The sequence below is a fragment of the Rhodoferax ferrireducens T118 genome, assembly GCF_000013605.1.
Taxonomy (GTDB): Bacteria; Pseudomonadota; Gammaproteobacteria; order Burkholderiales; family Burkholderiaceae_C; genus Rhodoferax; species Rhodoferax ferrireducens.
On the sequence record NC_007901.1, the window covers coordinates 14823 to 32354 of the forward strand.

The 17532-nt window shown below is 53.0% G+C and carries 15 protein-coding genes; 1 reads left to right on the forward strand and 14 read right to left on the reverse strand.

The genetic code is table 11. The features are described from left to right. Positions 1–70: 70 nt before the first annotated feature. From RFER_RS21585 to RFER_RS21635, 10 genes are all read right to left on the reverse strand, one after another. Positions 71–835 carry a hypothetical protein gene (locus RFER_RS21585; RefSeq protein WP_011458793.1) on the reverse strand — a complete coding sequence of 255 codons (765 nt, stop codon included), beginning with the start codon at positions 833–835 and terminating at the stop codon, positions 71–73. 36 nt (positions 836–871) lie between these two features. Further along, complete coding sequence (locus RFER_RS21590; RefSeq protein WP_011458792.1) at positions 872–3367, reverse strand: VirB4 family type IV secretion system protein; 2496 nt, start codon at positions 3365–3367, stop codon at positions 872–874. A gap of 309 nt (positions 3368–3676) precedes the next feature. Then, entirely contained in the window at positions 3677–4045 is a 369-nt protein-coding gene (locus tag RFER_RS21600) for a TrbC/VirB2 family protein (protein WP_011458790.1), read from the reverse strand. Next, positions 4046–5041, reverse strand: a complete 996-nt coding sequence (locus RFER_RS21605; RefSeq protein WP_011458789.1) for a CpaF family protein — start codon at positions 5039–5041, stop codon at positions 4046–4048. A gap of 71 nt (positions 5042–5112) precedes the next feature. Continuing rightward, positions 5113–5742, reverse strand: a complete 630-nt coding sequence (locus RFER_RS21610; protein ID WP_011458788.1) for a DUF4400 domain-containing protein — start codon at positions 5740–5742, stop codon at positions 5113–5115. A gap of 8 nt (positions 5743–5750) precedes the next feature. Then, positions 5751–6380, reverse strand: a complete 630-nt coding sequence (locus RFER_RS21615) for a hypothetical protein (protein ID WP_011458787.1) — start codon at positions 6378–6380, stop codon at positions 5751–5753. Next, positions 6373–8262 carry a conjugative transfer system coupling protein TraD gene (traD, locus tag RFER_RS21620; RefSeq protein WP_011458786.1) on the reverse strand — a complete coding sequence of 630 codons (1890 nt, stop codon included), beginning with the start codon at positions 8260–8262 and terminating at the stop codon, positions 6373–6375. The genes RFER_RS21615 and traD overlap by 8 nt, the downstream gene beginning before the upstream one ends. An 8-nt stretch (positions 8263–8270) precedes the next feature. Further along, on the reverse strand, positions 8271–10199 hold the full coding sequence (mobH, locus tag RFER_RS21625; RefSeq protein ID WP_011458785.1) for a MobH family relaxase: 1929 nt from the start codon (positions 10197–10199) through the stop codon (positions 8271–8273). Between the two features lie 105 nt (positions 10200–10304). Then, positions 10305–10874 (reverse strand): hypothetical protein, encoded by a 570-nt coding sequence (locus RFER_RS21630; protein WP_011458784.1) that lies wholly within the window; start codon positions 10872–10874, stop codon positions 10305–10307. Continuing rightward, a complete protein-coding gene (locus RFER_RS21635) occupies positions 10864–11148 on the reverse strand; it encodes a flagellar transcriptional regulator FlhD (RefSeq protein ID WP_011458783.1) in 285 nt (94 codons plus the stop codon). The genes RFER_RS21630 and RFER_RS21635 overlap by 11 nt, the downstream gene beginning before the upstream one ends. Positions 11149–11620: 472 nt before the next feature. On the opposite strand from RFER_RS21635, the gene RFER_RS21640 reads away from it, so the two are divergent. Beyond that, on the forward strand, positions 11621–12319 hold the full coding sequence (locus RFER_RS21640) for a helix-turn-helix domain-containing protein (protein ID WP_011458782.1): 699 nt from the start codon (positions 11621–11623) through the stop codon (positions 12317–12319). Positions 12320–12412: 93 nt separating this feature from the next. Here the strand turns inward: RFER_RS21640 and RFER_RS21645 are convergent, their stop codons facing one another. The 4 genes from RFER_RS21645 to RFER_RS21660 all read right to left on the reverse strand — a co-directional run bounded on the left by RFER_RS21645 (position 12413) and on the right by RFER_RS21660 (position 17200). Continuing rightward, positions 12413–13447 carry a DUF7146 domain-containing protein gene (locus tag RFER_RS21645; RefSeq protein WP_011458781.1) on the reverse strand — a complete coding sequence of 345 codons (1035 nt, stop codon included), beginning with the start codon at positions 13445–13447 and terminating at the stop codon, positions 12413–12415. Positions 13448–13456: 9 nt separating this feature from the next. Continuing rightward, the gene (locus RFER_RS21650; protein ID WP_011458780.1) at positions 13457–13996 is read right to left on the reverse strand and encodes a hypothetical protein; all 540 of its coding nucleotides are present in this window, start codon (positions 13994–13996) and stop codon (positions 13457–13459) included. A gap of 235 nt (positions 13997–14231) precedes the next feature. Continuing rightward, positions 14232–16040 (reverse strand): hypothetical protein, encoded by a 1809-nt coding sequence (locus RFER_RS21655; protein ID WP_166485890.1) that lies wholly within the window; start codon positions 16038–16040, stop codon positions 14232–14234. A 53-nt stretch (positions 16041–16093) separates the two neighbouring features. After that, a complete protein-coding gene (locus RFER_RS21660; RefSeq protein WP_011458778.1) occupies positions 16094–17200 on the reverse strand; it encodes a DUF3150 domain-containing protein in 1107 nt (368 codons plus the stop codon). Between the last annotated feature and the right edge of the window lie 332 nt (positions 17201–17532).

Here is a 17532-nt window from a genome sequence, read left to right on the forward strand (position 1 = left end):
GACAGAATAATCAAGGCCCCCAACAAGGCACGACATTTTTGGAAGAAGCACATGTCAATTTACTGAAAGATTATTTCTTCCTGAATCCGCCTATCAGTCTATTCCAAGTATCGTCGCCATGCCGTTTGGCATCTGCTGCATTCTTTTCCTCGTAATCTCTCTTGCTCTGTTCTTCCGCCGCTGTCTTAACCGTACGGTCCTGTTCTGCTGCATTATTGCGCGCCATGTAGGACAGCACTTGTGCATTATTCGTGTTAAGCATCGTCATGTGCATATTCATCATCTGCATCAACTCGGTATTTGTTTCTGGCAATCTCTCTTGCCACTTTTGTAGTTGCACATAGGAGTCATCCACGCTCTTGAGCGCCCGCATGTTTTGTTGTTGTTCCAGTCTTGCCGACTCAATGCCTTGCGACACCCGTCGTGCTTGCGCAGCCTGATATTCCTGCACGCTCACGCCGTACTTTTGTGACATCTGCATCGTGTAGTTATATCGCCCAGTCAAGTCATCAATATTCCCATTGAGATTTGTAAGTGCTTTCTTCATCCCTTGCATGTCTCGAATCTGGGACTGGAGTTGAGGTCCGCCGACAACCCCGGCGATGGCATTCACATCGCCCGAAGCAATCGCCCTGCCCTGTTTGTAAAGTTCCTGCAGTTGTCTCAATTTTGTCAAATTGCCGCCAACAGACTCACTGAGAAGTTTGACTGATTGACCGGCAGTGATCAGGGTTTGACTGTAGTTGGCGGGATCAAACACGACGCTGCCTGAAGCCATGGCAAACGCATTCATTCCAGTAAATACCAAGCACAGGGAAATAAACAATCTACGCATAGTGGTTCCTCTATTAACAAAAAAAAATCTCTCTGCCTAACCAATCATCTCTTCGAAATAGCTTTGTTTCCAACCGGCGTTGGCTTCTCTGGTGGCATAGTGTTTGTCAAACGTATGCCGCGCTCTTGATCCGGCGCTTATGCAAACAACGATTTCTTCTGGCAATTCGAGGTCCAACATTCGTGAAATACTTGGCGTCTTGAGGTAGTAGTGTTTTTTGTCCGTTGCCTCAGCGATTCTCTGGATTTCCTCTGGCAATAAACCTGCTGCCTCAATGTAGAGTTCCGAACTGTTCATTATGTTTTGGTCAGGCAGGTAGATCGTGTTCGGGATATTGCTCATGATCGATGTTTTGATGGAGCACTCCTGAATTTCTTTCATGGTCTGGGTCACGATCCATAGCGAGCCGTTGCGCTTGCCCAGCGTGCGAAGGAAATCGTCGATCTTCTTCGCGAACTTCTCGTTGTCCAGGAAGAACCAAGTCTCTTCAATACTGACAATTGTTGGTGAATCGTCAAGAAGCCCCTCAATCAAATAAAAGAGGTACGACATCGCCAAGCCGGCGACAACTTTATTGCCAAACAGATCCTGGCATTCAAAACAAATATGACGACCGATCTCGACTTCTTCTGGCTCATTGTCAAACCAATTACCGTCTGCACCACCTGCGATCCAGCGGCCCAGATAGGCCCCGAGGTCAGGCCCGAGTGACGTTGCCAAGTAGTGAAGCCGCCAATGCTTGCGCCCAAGTTCAGCCAACCCTCTGATGGATTGAGTAATCCGATCAATTTCTGCCGGGCTGCACATGACGCCATTGCGACCCGACTCAATCAGTTCAATCACCCAGTTGACAAGAAACCCATGGTGTCGTTCGTGCCCAAGTAATGACAGCGGCGCCATCCGTGTACCGTTCTTGGCACTCTGGTTCAAGTCAACATGGACTCCGTCCTGCAGCAATGTCGCGATGCGGCATGAGTAGTTTTTGTCGATAACAATCGTTCGGCAGGGCTCGTATTTTCTGAATTGCGACAAAAGAAAGTTGGTCGCCGTACTTTTGCCAGCACGCGTCGGACCAATCACCTTCAAATGCCCTACTCCCCGCTCCCACAAATCAATAAATGCTGGAGTCCCTGCGGTGGTCGGAATGGATGTCAGAGCTGGGAATTCGCGCTTGATTTCTTTTTCAAAATGAACACACTTTTCGGGGCCTTTGGTGAGGGTGCGGATGGGCGCAATGTCGGCCGCATTCCCGAAGCTGACAAAGTTCCACCGAACTGAGGCCCCCCATTGACCGGGTAATGTTTGGGTGAAAGCGGTCAACTGGTGCATGCGCTCAACGTGCCCGTTGAATCGGGAGAATTTCAGGTTCTCAACCACTTGTTGCCTGACCCTCTTCATCTCCTCATAGGTATCGCCAAAACACAATACAGTCAAATTGTGATGTCCAAAGGCACGGTTGGCCTGGTACAGATCCACAAGCGCTGCCTTCGCATCCAGAGCCATCGCGAGCCGCCCCTCATTGAACTTGGTGGGCTCGGTCTTGGCAAACGTCGTGTACATCCGGTGAAAAAACGGAACTGACTTGGAGATGTTGTAGCGCTCTATGTCTTCGATTGTCTTTTGTGCAACGTCCCTGTCAATGAATCGAAAACAGTGGGCTACTGTGATTTCTCCCTCAATCGTGGTCAGCCAGTCAAGCTGGCTAACCACGGTTTCAGCATTGCCACTGAATCCCTTGAGACTGACCACCCCGACGTATTTCTCCTTTTCATTGGTGAAAACCAGGGCGTCGGGCGTTCGGCGAAGCGAGTCAGAGCAAAGCATGTTGCTCAGAAACGATGGAATTGTGGGTACCGGGTATGCGGTTCTTGATGGTGAGGCTGGCGACACCCGGTTGTAGAGTTCCGCCATCAGACGCTCCTCGCCGAGACGCCGCAAACCCAAATTTCTCATACCGCTCTCAAGGGAGAGCAATTTGTCCTCAAGCGCCGTCTTTGCCGCTTGCATCTTGCGCTCGTCGACGGACCGTCGCGCTTTTAGCGATAATTGCGTTTTGATGGCTTTTCCAAAAGCAGCAGTCAACCCAAGGCCCTCTTCCTTGACCAAAAGGTCAACCGTGTCGAACAGTGCCATGGTCCCGACATTGGCACGCTGATGTACAGCTAAAGAATATTTATTCTCGTATTGAGTGGATGTGACTTTGTCCTGCCACGTTTGATCTATAAATCGGGCAACATTGTCGGAAAAATGTCCCCGTGGGTATGCGTCTGTCTTACGCCGGTCGACATAGGACCATACCGTTGAGCCAGATCCGAAACCAGAGAATGCCTGTTCAAAAGCGTTTACCGCAAGACTGGTCTCGGCTTCGGAGCGCCCCTCTGCATCCAGACCATCATACTCATACAGAGCCAACATACCCTGATCAAGTGTGGCTACGGTTTGTTCGTCCCAAAGACACATGTAGGGAAGAAGTTCCTGAAAGCCACGGGCTGAGCGGTTATAACCAGCAACAAGATCAGCGATGTTCAGCATAGGAGGTCTCGGCCTGCACCAAACGGACGTTTGTTCATGTGCTGACTAGGTTTTGGCCAAGGGTCATAAAAGTCGCCTTCTTTCATGTACTTTGTGAATATTCGGCTCAGATGAGGGTCCCGCCCAAACATCCACTGGAGAAGCTTGTGCCCGAAATAGGTCACTGCAAGCCACCAGGTGAGGCCAGGCCCGATGACCATTACAAGCCCCATCGTCACGTTAATGACGACGGGTTGGAACTCCGCTCCGGCCACTGACTTGACCTCAAGCAGGCATTGATATATGGGCGTTGCTCGCATCGTTTGGATGTCACGGGCAAAGGTTTATGTTGGTGCCTGAGGTATTAAGCAACATATTCACAATCCCGACAGCTCCCAGCGCGATACTGAAGCCTCCTGCAATCTGCATCATCTTCTGAAATGGCCCCGACAATTCGCCAAGACCGAACATGACTCCACCCAACGCAATTGCAATCACTGCCATCCACTTCACCCAGTTTCCAGACAATGTACACGCCAATTTATTGCTAAACGTTTCCCAAGGCAGAGGCCCACTCTGCGCGTGCGCAAGATCGGGCAAAAGCGTCAATACCAAAAAGACAAACAACATGGCCAACATGAGTCGGAGTTTCAACTTGTCGTCTGACACGTTGCCGTGGGATATTGCGAGAGAATGCATTTAATGCTCCTGGTGGTTAAAAATTGATTTGATGACGTAGGCGTTGGTGTTGGGATCGATTCCTTCGATCTCAATCAACTCGGTGATAAAGCGCCGGCCGTCGGCTTTCTTGAAGTGAGCGACGAATTGGATCGTGCGTCCGATGTTCCGCCTGATCGCAACAAGCGGCCAACTGGCATCCCCTTGCAGGCATAGGTCTTCCAGTCGCTCAAGTGCCATTCCTGCGGAGTTGCAATGTAGAGTGGTCATGCACCCGTGGTGGCCCGTATTGGCCGACGAGATGAAGTCCGCAGCAGCGCCATCTCTGAGTTCTCCGCAAATGATGCGGTCAATACTGTGACGCATCAATGACTTGAGGCACAGCGTGGCCGTTACTCCCTTTTGTGCGTTCGTTTCCAGTGGCAACCAGTTTTTGACGATCAGGGACAACTCACGCGTGTCCTCAATCGTTCCCACACGATCACCCTCCGGGATTTCCCGGCTCAGCGCGTTCAGAAAGGTCGTCTTGCCCGAATCGGTGCCACCTCCAATGAGCATGTTGGCGCCCGCCTTGACTTTTTCAGAAAGAATTCGGGCCATTTCTGGGCTGATGACTTTCTGGTCAACGTAGTCTTGTAGCGACAGCACCCGGGGACTGTGCTTTCGAATGGAAAGAGCCGTGCCCTTGGATGCGATGGGCGACAAGATGGCCGAGAACCGAAATCCTGGCATCTTGGCATCGACGATGGCAGACGTAGTTGATGCAATGGATTCCTGACCCATGCTCGAAGCCAGTTCACGCACCGCAGACGATGCCGTCACCTCGTTGATTCCATTGACACTGGCCGGCTCCCTTCGACCAACTCTCGTCACCCAGGCATCATCGGGGCCGTTAAAGTTCACCTCCGTGACGCCATCCTGAAGGAAAAGTTCAAAGAGGGGCGAAAGACGGGCACGAATCAAGTCAAACGCCTTTTCGGCGTTTTTTGCGGTTGCATCTATCTGAACAGTTGCCATAAGCTGATTTTGACCCAATCTGTGCTGAAAATATAAGAACAAACTACTGTTTTACGCTCGGTTTTCCCAAATCAGCCCGTCTTTGCAGCGTTCGCTATGGCCTTTGATAGGGGCAACGCAATGACCAAAGTCCAGATCGGCATAAACCATGGCGTAACGGCCCCAGGCAGAAGTAGATAGGCCAGCGGCGTGAAAATAATCGCAATCACGATGTGGAAGGACACCGCGAACTGGATCGGCGCATTCATCTGAATGAGGTCTTTCTTGATTCTTCTTTGCATGACTCCATCCACAATGGCTGCAAACAAAAAGAAGCCCACATATACCAACCACTGCAACATGAGACTGCCGCGGAAAAATACGCCGTAAATCTGCAGCAGCATCGACTTGAGGTAGTTGTTTGTAAATGACGATGCGGTCTCGTTCGCATTTTTCGCAATCATCATGTTTCTGGTGTCGCTCTTCTTCACATAGCCGGTTTGAATCAGCTTGTCGATACCCGACGCGCCAACGGTGACGTCATACACAGCATTAGCGCGCGCAGTGATGGTGTCGACTCTGGCAACACCAAAGATTGCAGCGGACGATTCATACTCGGAGCGCAGCCTGGCTTCAGCCATTTCAGGCGACAGGATGGCAGGAACTATAAATATTGCCAGAAACAGCAAAATGATCCACAGTTTTACATGTGTCTTGACCATGGCTCACCTCAAAACATATCGTAAGAATGCATATCGATGCCGGCACGCCCAATGGACATGGTGTCCTTGAATCGCAACAATCGCTGCAGCAGCATGTTTCGGGTTGCGTAGCGGCGCTCAGTCGTTGGCGCCAGCGCAGCTTCAAATTGGAGAGCTTGTCCACCCCACTTCACCCAATCGCTCAAAGCGCCGTGTTCCCAAGGTTCCCATTCGACTAGGCTATCGCCTCTCGATTGGAAGGTGCGAAAACACATCAACGCACTGGTTGCCGCAAGCACTCCATTGGCGAGGAACGTTGCCAGTTGATCTTTGGGGTCACGAATGGATTCGGTTCTCAAATAGCCGACCGTCGCGAAATCCAGTATTTCGCACAAAGCACTGTCGTAACCTGGGTTGCTCGACGGAAATGCAGGCGTAAAGAATTCCGCAAGCTTATTTGCAAACTGTGACGCTGCTTCATAGGTCTCAACGATCGATGAACAGCCGTCATCGACCGTCTTGCTCTTGAGCGTAAGGGTCAGAATTGCCTCTGTCGTCATTCGAGACGCCGGTACCGGATAGCTGGGCGCCTGCTGCCTAGAAACGCAATGAAAGAGTTTTGTTGCGGGGGACCGACCGCCCGTGATTTTATTAAACATTCTTGTGAACCAGCTTGGGCAAGCGGCCTTTAAATAGTTTTCCACCGCTGATTGAGGCAACGTAGTGCAAGTCGGGCAGGCGACCAAGCAAATAGCCAGGGAATATCTCTGCTGCCTGCTCTTTGACTGCATTGGTAACAGATCCCCCAAATTCCATGCCGGGTTCCTCCGTTCTGGTGCTCGACCCCATCGACGCCATGGTCGAAGTTATCGTTGTTTCACCAAACGTCTCGGACATGTATTGCTGCGTCTTGGTGTCCACCACACGCAAACACAACCGGTTATTGCCGTTACCGATGACCATGCGCGCAGCGTCCTCGGAATCAAATTTCCATATGTAGTCCGAGAAATTCTGGGTCGCCAGGTAAGTAATCATCCCGGCACCGCGACCCTTGTTCATGATGGCAATCAGCGGTGGGGTGACCAGCTCGCAGGCCTCGTCACACAGGATATGAATCTTGGTTGAATCGGGGATTCCGTAGTTGTAGCGTGCGCCGGCCACCGCGCGAAGGTCAGCCAGTAAGACGGCGGCAATGGCACTGCCAACGGTCGCGTCGGCCAGCGAGTCGGTTGCGATATATAGCACCCGTTTGTCACGAATTATTTTCTCCATGTCGACGATTTCACGAGTATCCGCATAGTCGTTGTAATCGGGCGACAGGAGTTCATCCAGTGGCGAGGCAGTCAATTGCGTGAGCAATGGAATCATCCCGGCAATCATCTTGCCGTAGTGATCGCGGGCGTGTTCGGCGACACTGAGAATGCCGTTGACATCATCAATCTTGGAATCAACAGGAACGACTTCATGGTAGACCTGGACCATGGCCTGTTGCCGGGGTGTGCCGGTTTGCATGCGGGGTTTGAATTTTTTTCCCGCAATTTTTTCCTCAAACGCCTTGACTTGGTCTTCCCATCCACCGGGCGACCATTGGTTGAAGAACTTTTTAAGACAAAGCTCTACCAACGGCTCAGGACCCGACTCTATATAGAAGCGCAGTTTTTTTAGCGATGGGCGCTCGTCCACATAGAGCAGCCCAGCAGTGATGGCGTACATGACACGCCAGCAAAATGCAATGAAGTTGTCGCCAGGGGCACCACCCAAAATATCAGCAATCCGCGACGGTATCTCGGTCGCGCGTGAAAAATTCTTGGTCGGATCGATTCGAATGCTGCGCTCGGGAAACGCCGGGTGAAATTCACAGAACGCATCGGGACGGCCGGCGGCCTTGCAAGTCCGAATCAAAGTCTCTCGGAGGTCCTTGTCGTATTTCGGATCAAAGACGATCAGAACATCACCTTTCTTGATCACTTGGTAGGCCAGCAGCTCGTAAAGACGGGTCTTGCCCGCGCCGGTGGTTCCAAAAAAGTTCCAGTTGCCCTCTGCGTGGTCCCAGGGAATGGCAATCGCCTTTTCGTTAGGTTCAAGGCCATGAATCCATGGCTCACCCTTCACATTTGAGAAATCGTGCTGCCTACCCATGAGCTTGAGTGCCCACGCAGGAGGCAAAAGTCCTTCCATCTCGTATTTCTGTATCTCCGTTGCTCGCTGCGTGTGTTTTGTTGTCCAGCGAAAGCCCAAGCCCAGCCACAGCTGCTGCTTGCAATTCTTGATTTCTTGATCGACGTAGCTTGTTGGTGCGAGCCAAAAGGAGTTACCAGCCAAAGCGGACTTGGCCTCGAAAAGCCGCCACGACTGGTTTGCTCGATAGGCCGCCATTCCCAGTGAAGCACCGCAAAGTCCCACGCCCACCCCGATCGGCATGCCTGGTGTTAGCGCGGATGCGGCAAGCGAAGCAACGGCGGAAAACGTCCACACTGCCGAGGCATTGAGCTCGTGGGCGGGGCGGTATAGATTCTCTACTTCGGTGGCTACAACAGGCATGGCATTCCTTATTCGAGAATGAAACCGGCTTTACGGGCAAAATTAGTACGCAGCACAAGGCCGAGTTCTGTCTTTTTTGGGAACGGAATCGGCGTCAGGGTCCGCTGCGTCCCATTGAGGTTGGAGATTTCGATGTAGCCGGCGCCCTTGAGCGCTTCCATAATCTTTGACAACTGAATGGCTGATCCGTTGACCACGGCATAAGACACCGCCAGACCCTCAGTGGTGCGCAGGAACTCTTGCGATGACTGGCCACGATTCCACAAATCACGCCAAGCCGCGACTTCCCGACAGATTGGCGCTCCCAGCTCAAGCAACATGTCCGTGTCAAAGGTTTCCTGCACCAGGTCATCAACATCGGGCACTGTCGGAATGCCCGGCTTGGCTGAGGGCGCTCTCTTTGCAGCGACGGCGGGCTTTACCTGTTGCACTACATCCGAGGCGGGTGCAGGCGCGGCAGCCGATGTTTTTGGCGGCTCAGGTGCGGCGGGTTTAGATGCAACAACGGGCGCTATTTCGCCAGTCTCTTGATCGACCGACTCCAGAACCTTTGCTTTCAAGTCACTCTTGGGTGCGAGGATGGCAATTTCTTGGACCTCTTTGGCAAGCGCTGGGGCAACGCTCACAACGTCGGGCTTTGTGAGTGGGATTGCTACGGAAGGAGCCGGTTTGGCCGAGTTGACGCGCAACGTGTCAGCGACAGGTTTGACTTCGAGGTGACCCAGAATGGCCAGCGGCGACTGAATTCGCACAGCGGGCATGGGCGCACTTGCACCAACACTGGAACGTACGAGATGAATCCACGAACCATCCGGGGCAATGCTAATAATTCCAGCACGTCCCATCATTTCCGCCAGCGTTTCCTTCGCAGTCGGTACACCGGCAATCTTTTCGGTTTGGAGGTGGCCAAGGATCTCTTGGGACCCCATACGCCACGCGACGTAGAAACCATCGGCGCCGAAGTGGCAACGTCCCGACTTGGTATTGACCTGCCAGACGCCCGTGCGCAGCAGTGTGCGCATCGCGTCCATGAAATATGGCTCAAGTTGCGAGCCCGAGGTCAACTTTCCATATGTCGCCGGCGCGATCTCATGGTCTTGAGTGATAACGCGGCGACGCACATCATTGATAAGCGCCGCCATCGTCGAATTGTCAGCAGTCGTGATGGAGCCGGAGGACACCCCGAAAATGGTTTCGACAATCTTGGAGTTGACGTTGTTTAGTTCAGACAGAACTTCATTGCCAACGACCGCGTTAACCGCCCAGGAGGAAAGCGTGTTGGCCACACTGCGCGCATCATCATGCTGGTGCCACCTGACGAAGAATCGATCTGCACCTTGTTGACGCGCCCATTCGGTCAGCGGAGCAACAAATGGCGACCACTGATTGCCCTTTGGATCAAAAATCATCATTTCGGTGAGCGGTCGAAAGAGTTCACAGGTCAAACCGGTCAAAAAGGCAGCATGTCGCCACGCCGCTTCAGTTTGTCGGCGACGCTCAATTCCCTCGTTTGCAGCAAAGATACGTCCATCGGCGGACTGGGCCGAACGAATGGCCATAGTCGCTGCGAAGCGGAACAGTCCCCCCGCCCCCGTGTGATGCTTGTCACGCGTGGCAGGAATGAGGTTAATCAGCTCGGCGGCCCGGCGCAGGGGGGCCAGATATCGACGCTCGAAATCATCATTGGCAATACCAAGATTGCGTTTCAGGAGGCGGATCAGGTCTGCTTGGGTGGCCAGGACATCGTCTGGAGTTGCCAAACGGATTCCCGAGTCCATTGGGGGATAACGGGGGACACCTGGTTCGTTGGACGACTCGGGGGCAACCACCTGAACCATGGCCGTCGGGATGATGCCGGTTACTCGGACAGACGAGGGAACAGGAATAACCTTACGAGGGGTTCTTTTTATGAACGAGAAAACATCCGAAAAGCGCATGTCTTCATTTTGAAGAAACTTTTATTCACTATTGGCAGAAAACCCTATGAAAACGTTCTCGAAAACCAAAATAAAGTGTTTAGGCGGCGCTGGGCCGGGGGGAACTTAAGCGGCCTGTCGTTTGCGCTTGGCTGTTCCTTCGCACGCCATGCATCGGAAAGATTTTGCGCTGAGGAATGGCGATCTGCAGATGTCGCAAGTTTCGATTGTCAGATCGTCAACTTCATAATTGAGATACAAAACGATCATCGCTTCGCAGCTAGCATTTTCAATGTCTGCATGAAACGGCAAACTTCGCCGATCAGCCATGATTCTCCAGACCGAGCAAAGCGCATCAGCTCGGCTCCCGCCCGCGGCCAATGCGCGTTTGACCAACTTAAAACACTCGATATACAGGCTATGCGCCGGTGCGCTGATCAAGTGAATATTTTCGAACTTGATGTTGCGGCCGTGTCGTTTGTCAGGAGGAATGGGTGTGATGCTGTCGTGAATTCGTTTGACCTCATTGAGGGACATCTGCTTTCCAATGACCTGATAAATCACTTTGGGGCGCACGCCGCAAAGGACCAGATCCTGCACCCTCAGATGAACCACTCGTTCGCGCTCGATGCACGCATTCATATGCTGGCGCGGCGCCATAAAGAAACGCCTTCCTGAGTTGGATTCAGACAGCATGGAGCGTCCGCTCAGCTGGGTGGGCTCGCTCGGCATTCTGCGTTCGCTCAGTCAGCGTTTTCCATGCAAAGCACAGGATGCCCTTATTGGCCAACGCCATCAGTTCCTCGTGGCACATGTTGAGGATGCTTTCGGCCGACGCCTGATCAAAGTTGTACCTGAGCATGGCTTCGGAGGGTGAAGACTTGAACAACTCTCTGAATTGCACCAGCATCTGGTAGCAAAGATTCGTGACGTCGCGGTGAGCATTGCTCTGAGCAGCACTGTTATTCATGGCATATTTTTCACACAAAAGTGAAATAGAAATGAGACATTTCTGAATTTAACACATTTCGTTGCACTTTTGATAAAAATCATCATGGCTTTACCTAGTTCAAGCTAGACCTATGTCAAGGAAATGTGGCTTGGCTGGGATTTGCTAAAAAAGGCGGCTGGTGGGTGTTTAGGTTGGTCGAGACTCGCTTTTGATTGCGACCACCCGAAATTTTCAAAAATTGGTTGGACTTGACAAATTCTTGCTGTTTTGTTTTGTAACAGCCACTATGCAAGTAAACTATTGGTTACATGCGCCAGGAAAAAACAGGCTGTTTCTCAATAGAATTGCGCGCTGCAAGGTGGCTTCCAGTTTTCTCATGTGTATGCAAAGAACTCTGCCCAACGAAATTCAAGACTGCACAGTGTCGATGGCGCTAAGGCAAAGATCGACATATTTGTGAATGGCCCAGTACACATAAGAGTTGAAGGTTATGAAAACAATAAAAAGTGAAGAAAACTTGGTTTCCAAGGAACTCACAGTCATCTTTTGCGACCGACTGAACCAAATCATTGACAGACGCCCGGAGATCATTCGCGTAGGCCGAGGTCGAACCAACGACTTTGCAGCCAAATTCGTAATTCATTACACAACTGCCCACCGGCTGTTGCATGGCTTGAGCCTGCCCTCGGCGACGCTTCTTTGCAACATCGCAGAGACCTTCGGCGTCACGGAATCGTGGTTGTTGGGCCGTGGCGCCCCCGATGTGGACGAGATGCTGGACGATTCGTTTGTGAAGTTGCACATCTTCAAACCGCGTTCGCCAGAAAACAATTTGTTCATCCTGTTTCCGGCCAGCGAATTGCCGCCTGGTACTGACTCCGCGACACTTCTTTACACGCGCACGGTCACCGAAAAAGGGGAGGACGAAGGCGTAGTGGTCCAACAGGTCGCTGCGCCCCAGGAGGGCAAGGTCCATCTTATTTACAACCCTGAGTTTGACAACACTTACTTGCGCCGGATCAATGTGATTCATACCCGTGGCGAATTGCTTTGCTTCTCGTTGGAGACGGGCACCATGGAAACCATGAAGATGTCTGATGTTGTTTTTGGCCAAAGCAAAGGCGCCACAAAGACGAGCATCATTGGACCTGTGATCGCGCGTGTGAAGACCGGGTTCAAAGGAGACTGAGCAAAGAATCACGGAGCCCTCCGTTTTTGACTGGACAAATAGAAAAACCCTCCAACGGCCACGAAGGCCTTTGGAGGGTTTTGTTTTTTGGTCTCAAGCCGCTTGCTTCTCTGCAATATTTGCAAAGTCGAAAGACGTGTACTTCGGAAGTATCACCGTCGAGATGAGCCCTTTGTCTCGCATCTTCTGCTTTGCGAATTCCGCAGCGTCATTTCCAGCCCTTCGGCCGTTCTGATCGCGCGCATCGTTGTCACCGAAAAAGCGGACCTTACGAACCCGCTCATAGCCTTCTGGAATTTCGAACTTGCGCATGCCATCACAGTTGAGTGTTGACCAGCAGGGTATGCCGAACAATATCATCGCTGCAAGCGCGCTCTCAATTCCTTCGGCAACGCCGAGTTCGTCGTCCGGCTCTGCCAGCCTCACCGCATAGGAGGGCTGAAGGAACCGGCCCGCGGCCTTTTTGGCAACGGGCAAACTCGCTTTGGCACCCGAAGCATCCAGATAGGTGCGCCAAATGTTGGCAACCTTTCCGTCCACCCCTTGTGCCGCTGCGAGCATTGCAGGGAAATTCCCCTCGTTGTGGAATTGGCCGTCTTCACCTGTCCGCCAGTACGCCAATCCCGCGTGGGACCGAAGCACTTTTGGTATGGTTTTCAGACCAGGAATGCGATGCGTCAAATATTCGTACGCGGGCATGCCCGGCACAATCAAAGACGATTCGCCCCACAGTTTTCGATACTTGGCCCGTAGGTCGGGTGTATCGTCTACGACAACTGGCGCAGGCCTGGCAACTCGGACGGGGCGGGGCGATTGCCCAGAACCAGTCTTGTTGTCATCACCTGCCCATTTGCGCACATAGTCCGCAGCTTCTCTGAAATCATCGGTACCAAGCAGGTGTTTTAGCAATGTAAACCCAAAGAGAATGCATCCACGCTCGCTGCGCCCAAAGGTGCAGTGGCTACAAAACCCATTTTCCTTCTTGGCTCTCCAGCGAAACCGCGTTTTACCCCCGCAGATCGGACACGGGCCTTCCTCGTACTTTAGGTACGATCGGTCCAGTCCAGCGGCAACGAGAATGTCTTCCCAATTACCATTTGCGATGTCTTCAGCCTTTCGCTGATTCACGGTTACTCCTCAGGGTTGATAAAAAGACGGCTGCGGGCTTGCGTTCATAGAGGCCATGGGATTGGCCCTCAGAACGCGCACGGCCGGGTATGAACCGACCACGAAGACGGCATCACCCGCGCCCACGGGAATGCCATTCATCTCTTGCACGACCGCAATGACCTGGCCGCTGTCCAGTCGGACAATGACCTGCATCGCAGGGCGCATTTCTGTGCCTGAATTGTTGGCAATCTTCTCGCCTAAAAAGGCACCAATAGAACCAACAGCTGCTTGGCCTTGCCAGCTTCCGTTGCGGGCTGCAGCGGCTCCGAGCAGACCACCAATCAAACCGCCAAATGCGCGGTTTTGATTGGTCGCCACGACCTCGATGTCAGTTGCTTGCACATCAAGAACCCGTCCGGTCATTACGTTCATAGCCATTCGGCCTTGTGACGATGGGATGTCCGCCTGTCCCCAAGACTGGGCGTGTGCATTGCCGGCCATACTGTCGAGCAACATCACGACCAAAATGCCGAACACCACAAACATACGCTTTTGAAAATTGAACATCACTTTTCCTTTGGAAAAATGACGAAGCTCTGCCCTGACGGGATATGAGCCCCGTCTGGGTTGAAATGAGGTAATAAGTACCTCGACTTTGATATGCCGCGACTAGCGCGACGAACTGGGCTTACGCCGCAGAAACCTGATTTGCCAAAGGGCTACGAATAGCCCTTTGGCAAATCCCCTCCCCGTGAAGGGAGGGAAATGCGCAAATGAAGAAAACTAAATTCTTTCTCCTCAATCAGGCTGCCAAGGGCAGTCGGATTAGTTTTCTCTCCATCAGATGATAAAGGACATTGGTCAACTCCCCCACCTGATTAACCGACACAAAGTCGGTAAACAGATGCTTGAGTGACACACCAATGCCAATGCCGATAACTTCGACATCGGCAGATTCGAGGGCCCTGAGTTGTGCCTTCGCTTCATTGAGCCTGTCAGGCGCTCCATCTGTGATCACCACCAACAGGCGTCGCTCTGCATTGAACTGGACCAATTCCATGCCACTGATTTCAAGGGCCGCACCCAATGGTGTCCCCCCCTTTGCACGAACCGAAGCCAATGCATCCAGGCAAGGCATGGTGCGCTCGCCAAAACGTTTGAGTGACTCAGCGGCCCGCAGGGTGCCTGGAAATATGTCAATGCTGGTGCTGATGCCGCTGACATCATCAAAAGCCATCGGCAAGAAGCATGCGGCTTCAATAGCCCTTTTCATGGTCTTTTTCATGGAGAGACTTCGATCCAGCAGGACTTTAATGGCCGTATTGAGATCCTTGCCCTCCACGGTATGCCGAAATACCCGTGTACTGCCGGCCTGCAACTTCCACAGCCGGGACGGAACGATTTTCCCGCGTTTGCAGAATTCTGTTTTGCTCTCGGTTTGGGCCTTGAGCAACGTGGAAAGTCGGGCACTGGCCATCATCGTATGCACCAGTATCTTGGAACGCAGCTCCATCCCCCCTCGGTGTTTCTCTTCAAACTCCACGCTTGCCAAACTGCTGCCTGGTATCAGGCCCGGCATCACGAACTCGTACTCGGTGGCCTCTGGCAACTCTTCCTGCAGCTCTTGTACCGCCATGGAGATCAACTCCAATGGGTCCACTTCTGCAAGGCCGCCTGCCCCTGCACTGACTTGCGTTTCTTCCCCCGCAACTGCATCAAGCGGTTCTCCCCTGCCCGATTCATTGCCTGGCTCTGTTTGACCGCTCGGGCCCGTTGCGCCCTCGGCTTCATCATCCTCACTTTCGGGCTTGTCCGGCCCGTCCGTGGCAGTTTCAGCGCCCGCGCATGGGGTGGATTCCTGGTTAGCGTGGTCGCCCTGCCCTCGCTCAGCATGTTCTGGGCTATCAGCAGGCTTTGAAGCGCCCCCCTGGGGCTGCTGGTCCGGTCCTTTGTTGGCGTCAGACTCAGGCTGATCTTCATCGTCCTGAACTGACACGGGCTCGACCCCCACCAGGCGCAGCAGCCTCAAGGAGAGCGCTACCGCATCGGCGGTCGATGAAACCAGATCAAGGACTGCCAATTCATTTTCCAGCAGCGTGATCTGATCATGTGTGAATGTCGAAGCCAACCGGATGGCGGCTGTTTCACATGCAGCGAGAGTCCACTCGGTCTTTAGGACGCTATGACGCGCCCTGAAGAACACATAGTGGGTGAACACTGCGTCCGCCTGAGCGTGAGCCTCCTCGGATGAATGACCGTCGTACAACAGCTTCCACAGTTTTGTGAGCGCTGGACGCGCGCCAGGCAGTGCATTGCACTGCGTGCGCTCGATCGCAACGTCCTCCATACATTGGCCCACGACGTCAGCCATTTTGTATTTGGCGTGCCCCGTGAAGCTCTTTTTGAAGCCCACGCGCAAAGTACGGTCCGTGAACCGGATGTGCCCCGCCTCGTGGACCACAGCCCCGATGATGTATGTCTCCAGGTCATCAATACACGGAAACCATTCGGTCAGCTTGGCAATCGGAGGGATCTTGAGCCGCCTACCATCCGTCGAGAACGTCGTGGCCTGCGGGTCAATCACCAGCTCAATCCCGCTCTTGTTGGCCATGGCTCCCGCCACGGCCAACATGATCGATGTCAGATTGTGTTGCATATTGGCCCCTAGAAGTCCAGCGGCTCAACCGCCGTTGGGCGTTGCGCTGGCTTGTTTTGAATTCTTACGCCGGTCACCTCCTCGCGGATTTTTGCGACAACCTGCATCACTTCGGCATCCTTTTCAGGAATTCGAGGCGCTGACTGGTCAGCAAAAATATCACTGGCGTTCATTGCGGAATCTGACGCCCGCTCCAATGGAAGCTCGACCCGCTTGTCCGGCATGGTGCCGCCCGTGAGGGTCTTGACCACATCTTCAACCGTTAGCCTTCCTTCGTGCAAAGCGCGAGACGTTTCTGAAAACCTGGAACGGCTAGCCAACAAATTGGCAACACGCGTCAGGTTGAAGAACGATTGAGCCTCGACCTTGCCGATTTCGGGAATGGTTTTCAGCACATGATTGACGACTTCTGCCATTGCGCCCAGGGACGGGTCGATGAACCGCAATGCGTGAATCTTGTTGGCAAGGCGACGGATTGGCCCCACGGTTTTCTGACTACCCTGTTCGCGGCCGTCTGCAAGACTGCGTTCAACGAATGCACGGGCCTCGGAAACAATTTCGTCGACCAGGTTGCTGCCCATCATGTCGACGGCCCCAAAAAGGCTTTTTGCGACAGTGGCATTCTCGGGCGACTGAACCATGATGGCGTGGTAGCCAAACGAGATTCTCTTCCCAATGCTTTCGCGCTCCGGCGTGCCGGCACTCATGATGTGCCTCCACTTCGGATTGTTTGCGTGCCAGGCATCGAGTTTGTTGTCCAGCGTGGCCAAAAAGGTCTTTTTGAACGCCTCGCCGACAAGAACCAACTGGTCGAGTTTTCCGACCAGCGCTTCAGCCTCTTCTGTGGCCACTGCGAAACCACCAAGGAATCGAGTGCCAACTTCCATACAGGCACGGCGCATCAAATAGCGCACTTTGCTACCCGGCTTGAGTGCATCGCCATCAATCAGTCGTTTGCTTCCCAGGGAGGCAATCGCTTCGGGGGGAACCTGGTCTTCGGTCAGGCCAAGGTCTTCGGCAGTCATCTTCGCGCGCCCGGTCCACAGACTGGTATCGGCAAGCGAGAACACCACCACGTTTTTCAGAATACTGAGTTTGTTTGCGGAATTGCTCATGTGAGCTCCTTTCGGGAAAGAAGCGGAGCACACGCATCCCTTGCGGGTGGTGTGCCCGCTGGGGTGATATTGAAAGTCCAGAACTGGTCTGAAACCTTGCGACGAAGTCGCGGGAAACTAATAGGCGATGCCTTTGCCTTGAGACCCTGAATGCTCAAGGGGCCAAGGAGAAGACATCGTGATTAGGTGAAAGCGTGGCTTTCGGATTGATATGCCGCCTCTGCGATCTCGGAGATCGGGGCGACGAAAGCCAGATGGCTAGATGTGAATGATCAGTGAGCCGTAAATTCACTTTGCGCACAATCACGTATCGTTTTTATCTCAAAAAGAGC

What these genes read in the sequence shown, in the direction of transcription:
- RFER_RS21660 (WP_011458778.1), bottom strand. Translation starts at nt 17,200, where the DNA reads ATGAGCAATTCCGCAAACAAACTCAGTATTCTGAAAAACGTGGTGGTG.
- RFER_RS21635 (WP_011458783.1), bottom strand. Translation starts at nt 11,148, where the DNA reads ATGAATAACAGTGCTGCTCAGAGCAATGCTCACCGCGACGTCACGAAT.
- traD (WP_011458786.1), bottom strand. Translation starts at nt 8,262, where the DNA reads ATGCCTGTTGTAGCCACCGAAGTAGAGAATCTATACCGCCCCGCCCAC.
- RFER_RS21655 (WP_166485890.1), bottom strand. Translation starts at nt 16,040, where the DNA reads ATGGCCAACAAGAGCGGGATTGAGCTGGTGATTGACCCGCAGGCCACG.
- RFER_RS21610 (WP_011458788.1), bottom strand. Translation starts at nt 5,742, where the DNA reads ATGGTCAAGACACATGTAAAACTGTGGATCATTTTGCTGTTTCTGGCA.
- RFER_RS21650 (WP_011458780.1), bottom strand. Translation starts at nt 13,996, where the DNA reads ATGTTCAATTTTCAAAAGCGTATGTTTGTGGTGTTCGGCATTTTGGTC.
- RFER_RS21615 (WP_011458787.1), bottom strand. Translation starts at nt 6,380, where the DNA reads ATGTTTAATAAAATCACGGGCGGTCGGTCCCCCGCAACAAAACTCTTT.
- RFER_RS21640 (WP_011458782.1), top strand. Translation starts at nt 11,621, where the DNA reads ATGAAAACAATAAAAAGTGAAGAAAACTTGGTTTCCAAGGAACTCACA.
- RFER_RS21585 (WP_011458793.1), bottom strand. Translation starts at nt 835, where the DNA reads ATGCGTAGATTGTTTATTTCCCTGTGCTTGGTATTTACTGGAATGAAT.
- RFER_RS21590 (WP_011458792.1), bottom strand. Translation starts at nt 3,367, where the DNA reads ATGCTGAACATCGCTGATCTTGTTGCTGGTTATAACCGCTCAGCCCGT.
- mobH (WP_011458785.1), bottom strand. Translation starts at nt 10,199, where the DNA reads ATGCGCTTTTCGGATGTTTTCTCGTTCATAAAAAGAACCCCTCGTAAG.
- RFER_RS21600 (WP_011458790.1), bottom strand. Translation starts at nt 4,045, where the DNA reads ATGCATTCTCTCGCAATATCCCACGGCAACGTGTCAGACGACAAGTTG.
- RFER_RS21630 (WP_011458784.1), bottom strand. Translation starts at nt 10,874, where the DNA reads ATGCTGTCTGAATCCAACTCAGGAAGGCGTTTCTTTATGGCGCCGCGC.
- RFER_RS21605 (WP_011458789.1), bottom strand. Translation starts at nt 5,041, where the DNA reads ATGGCAACTGTTCAGATAGATGCAACCGCAAAAAACGCCGAAAAGGCG.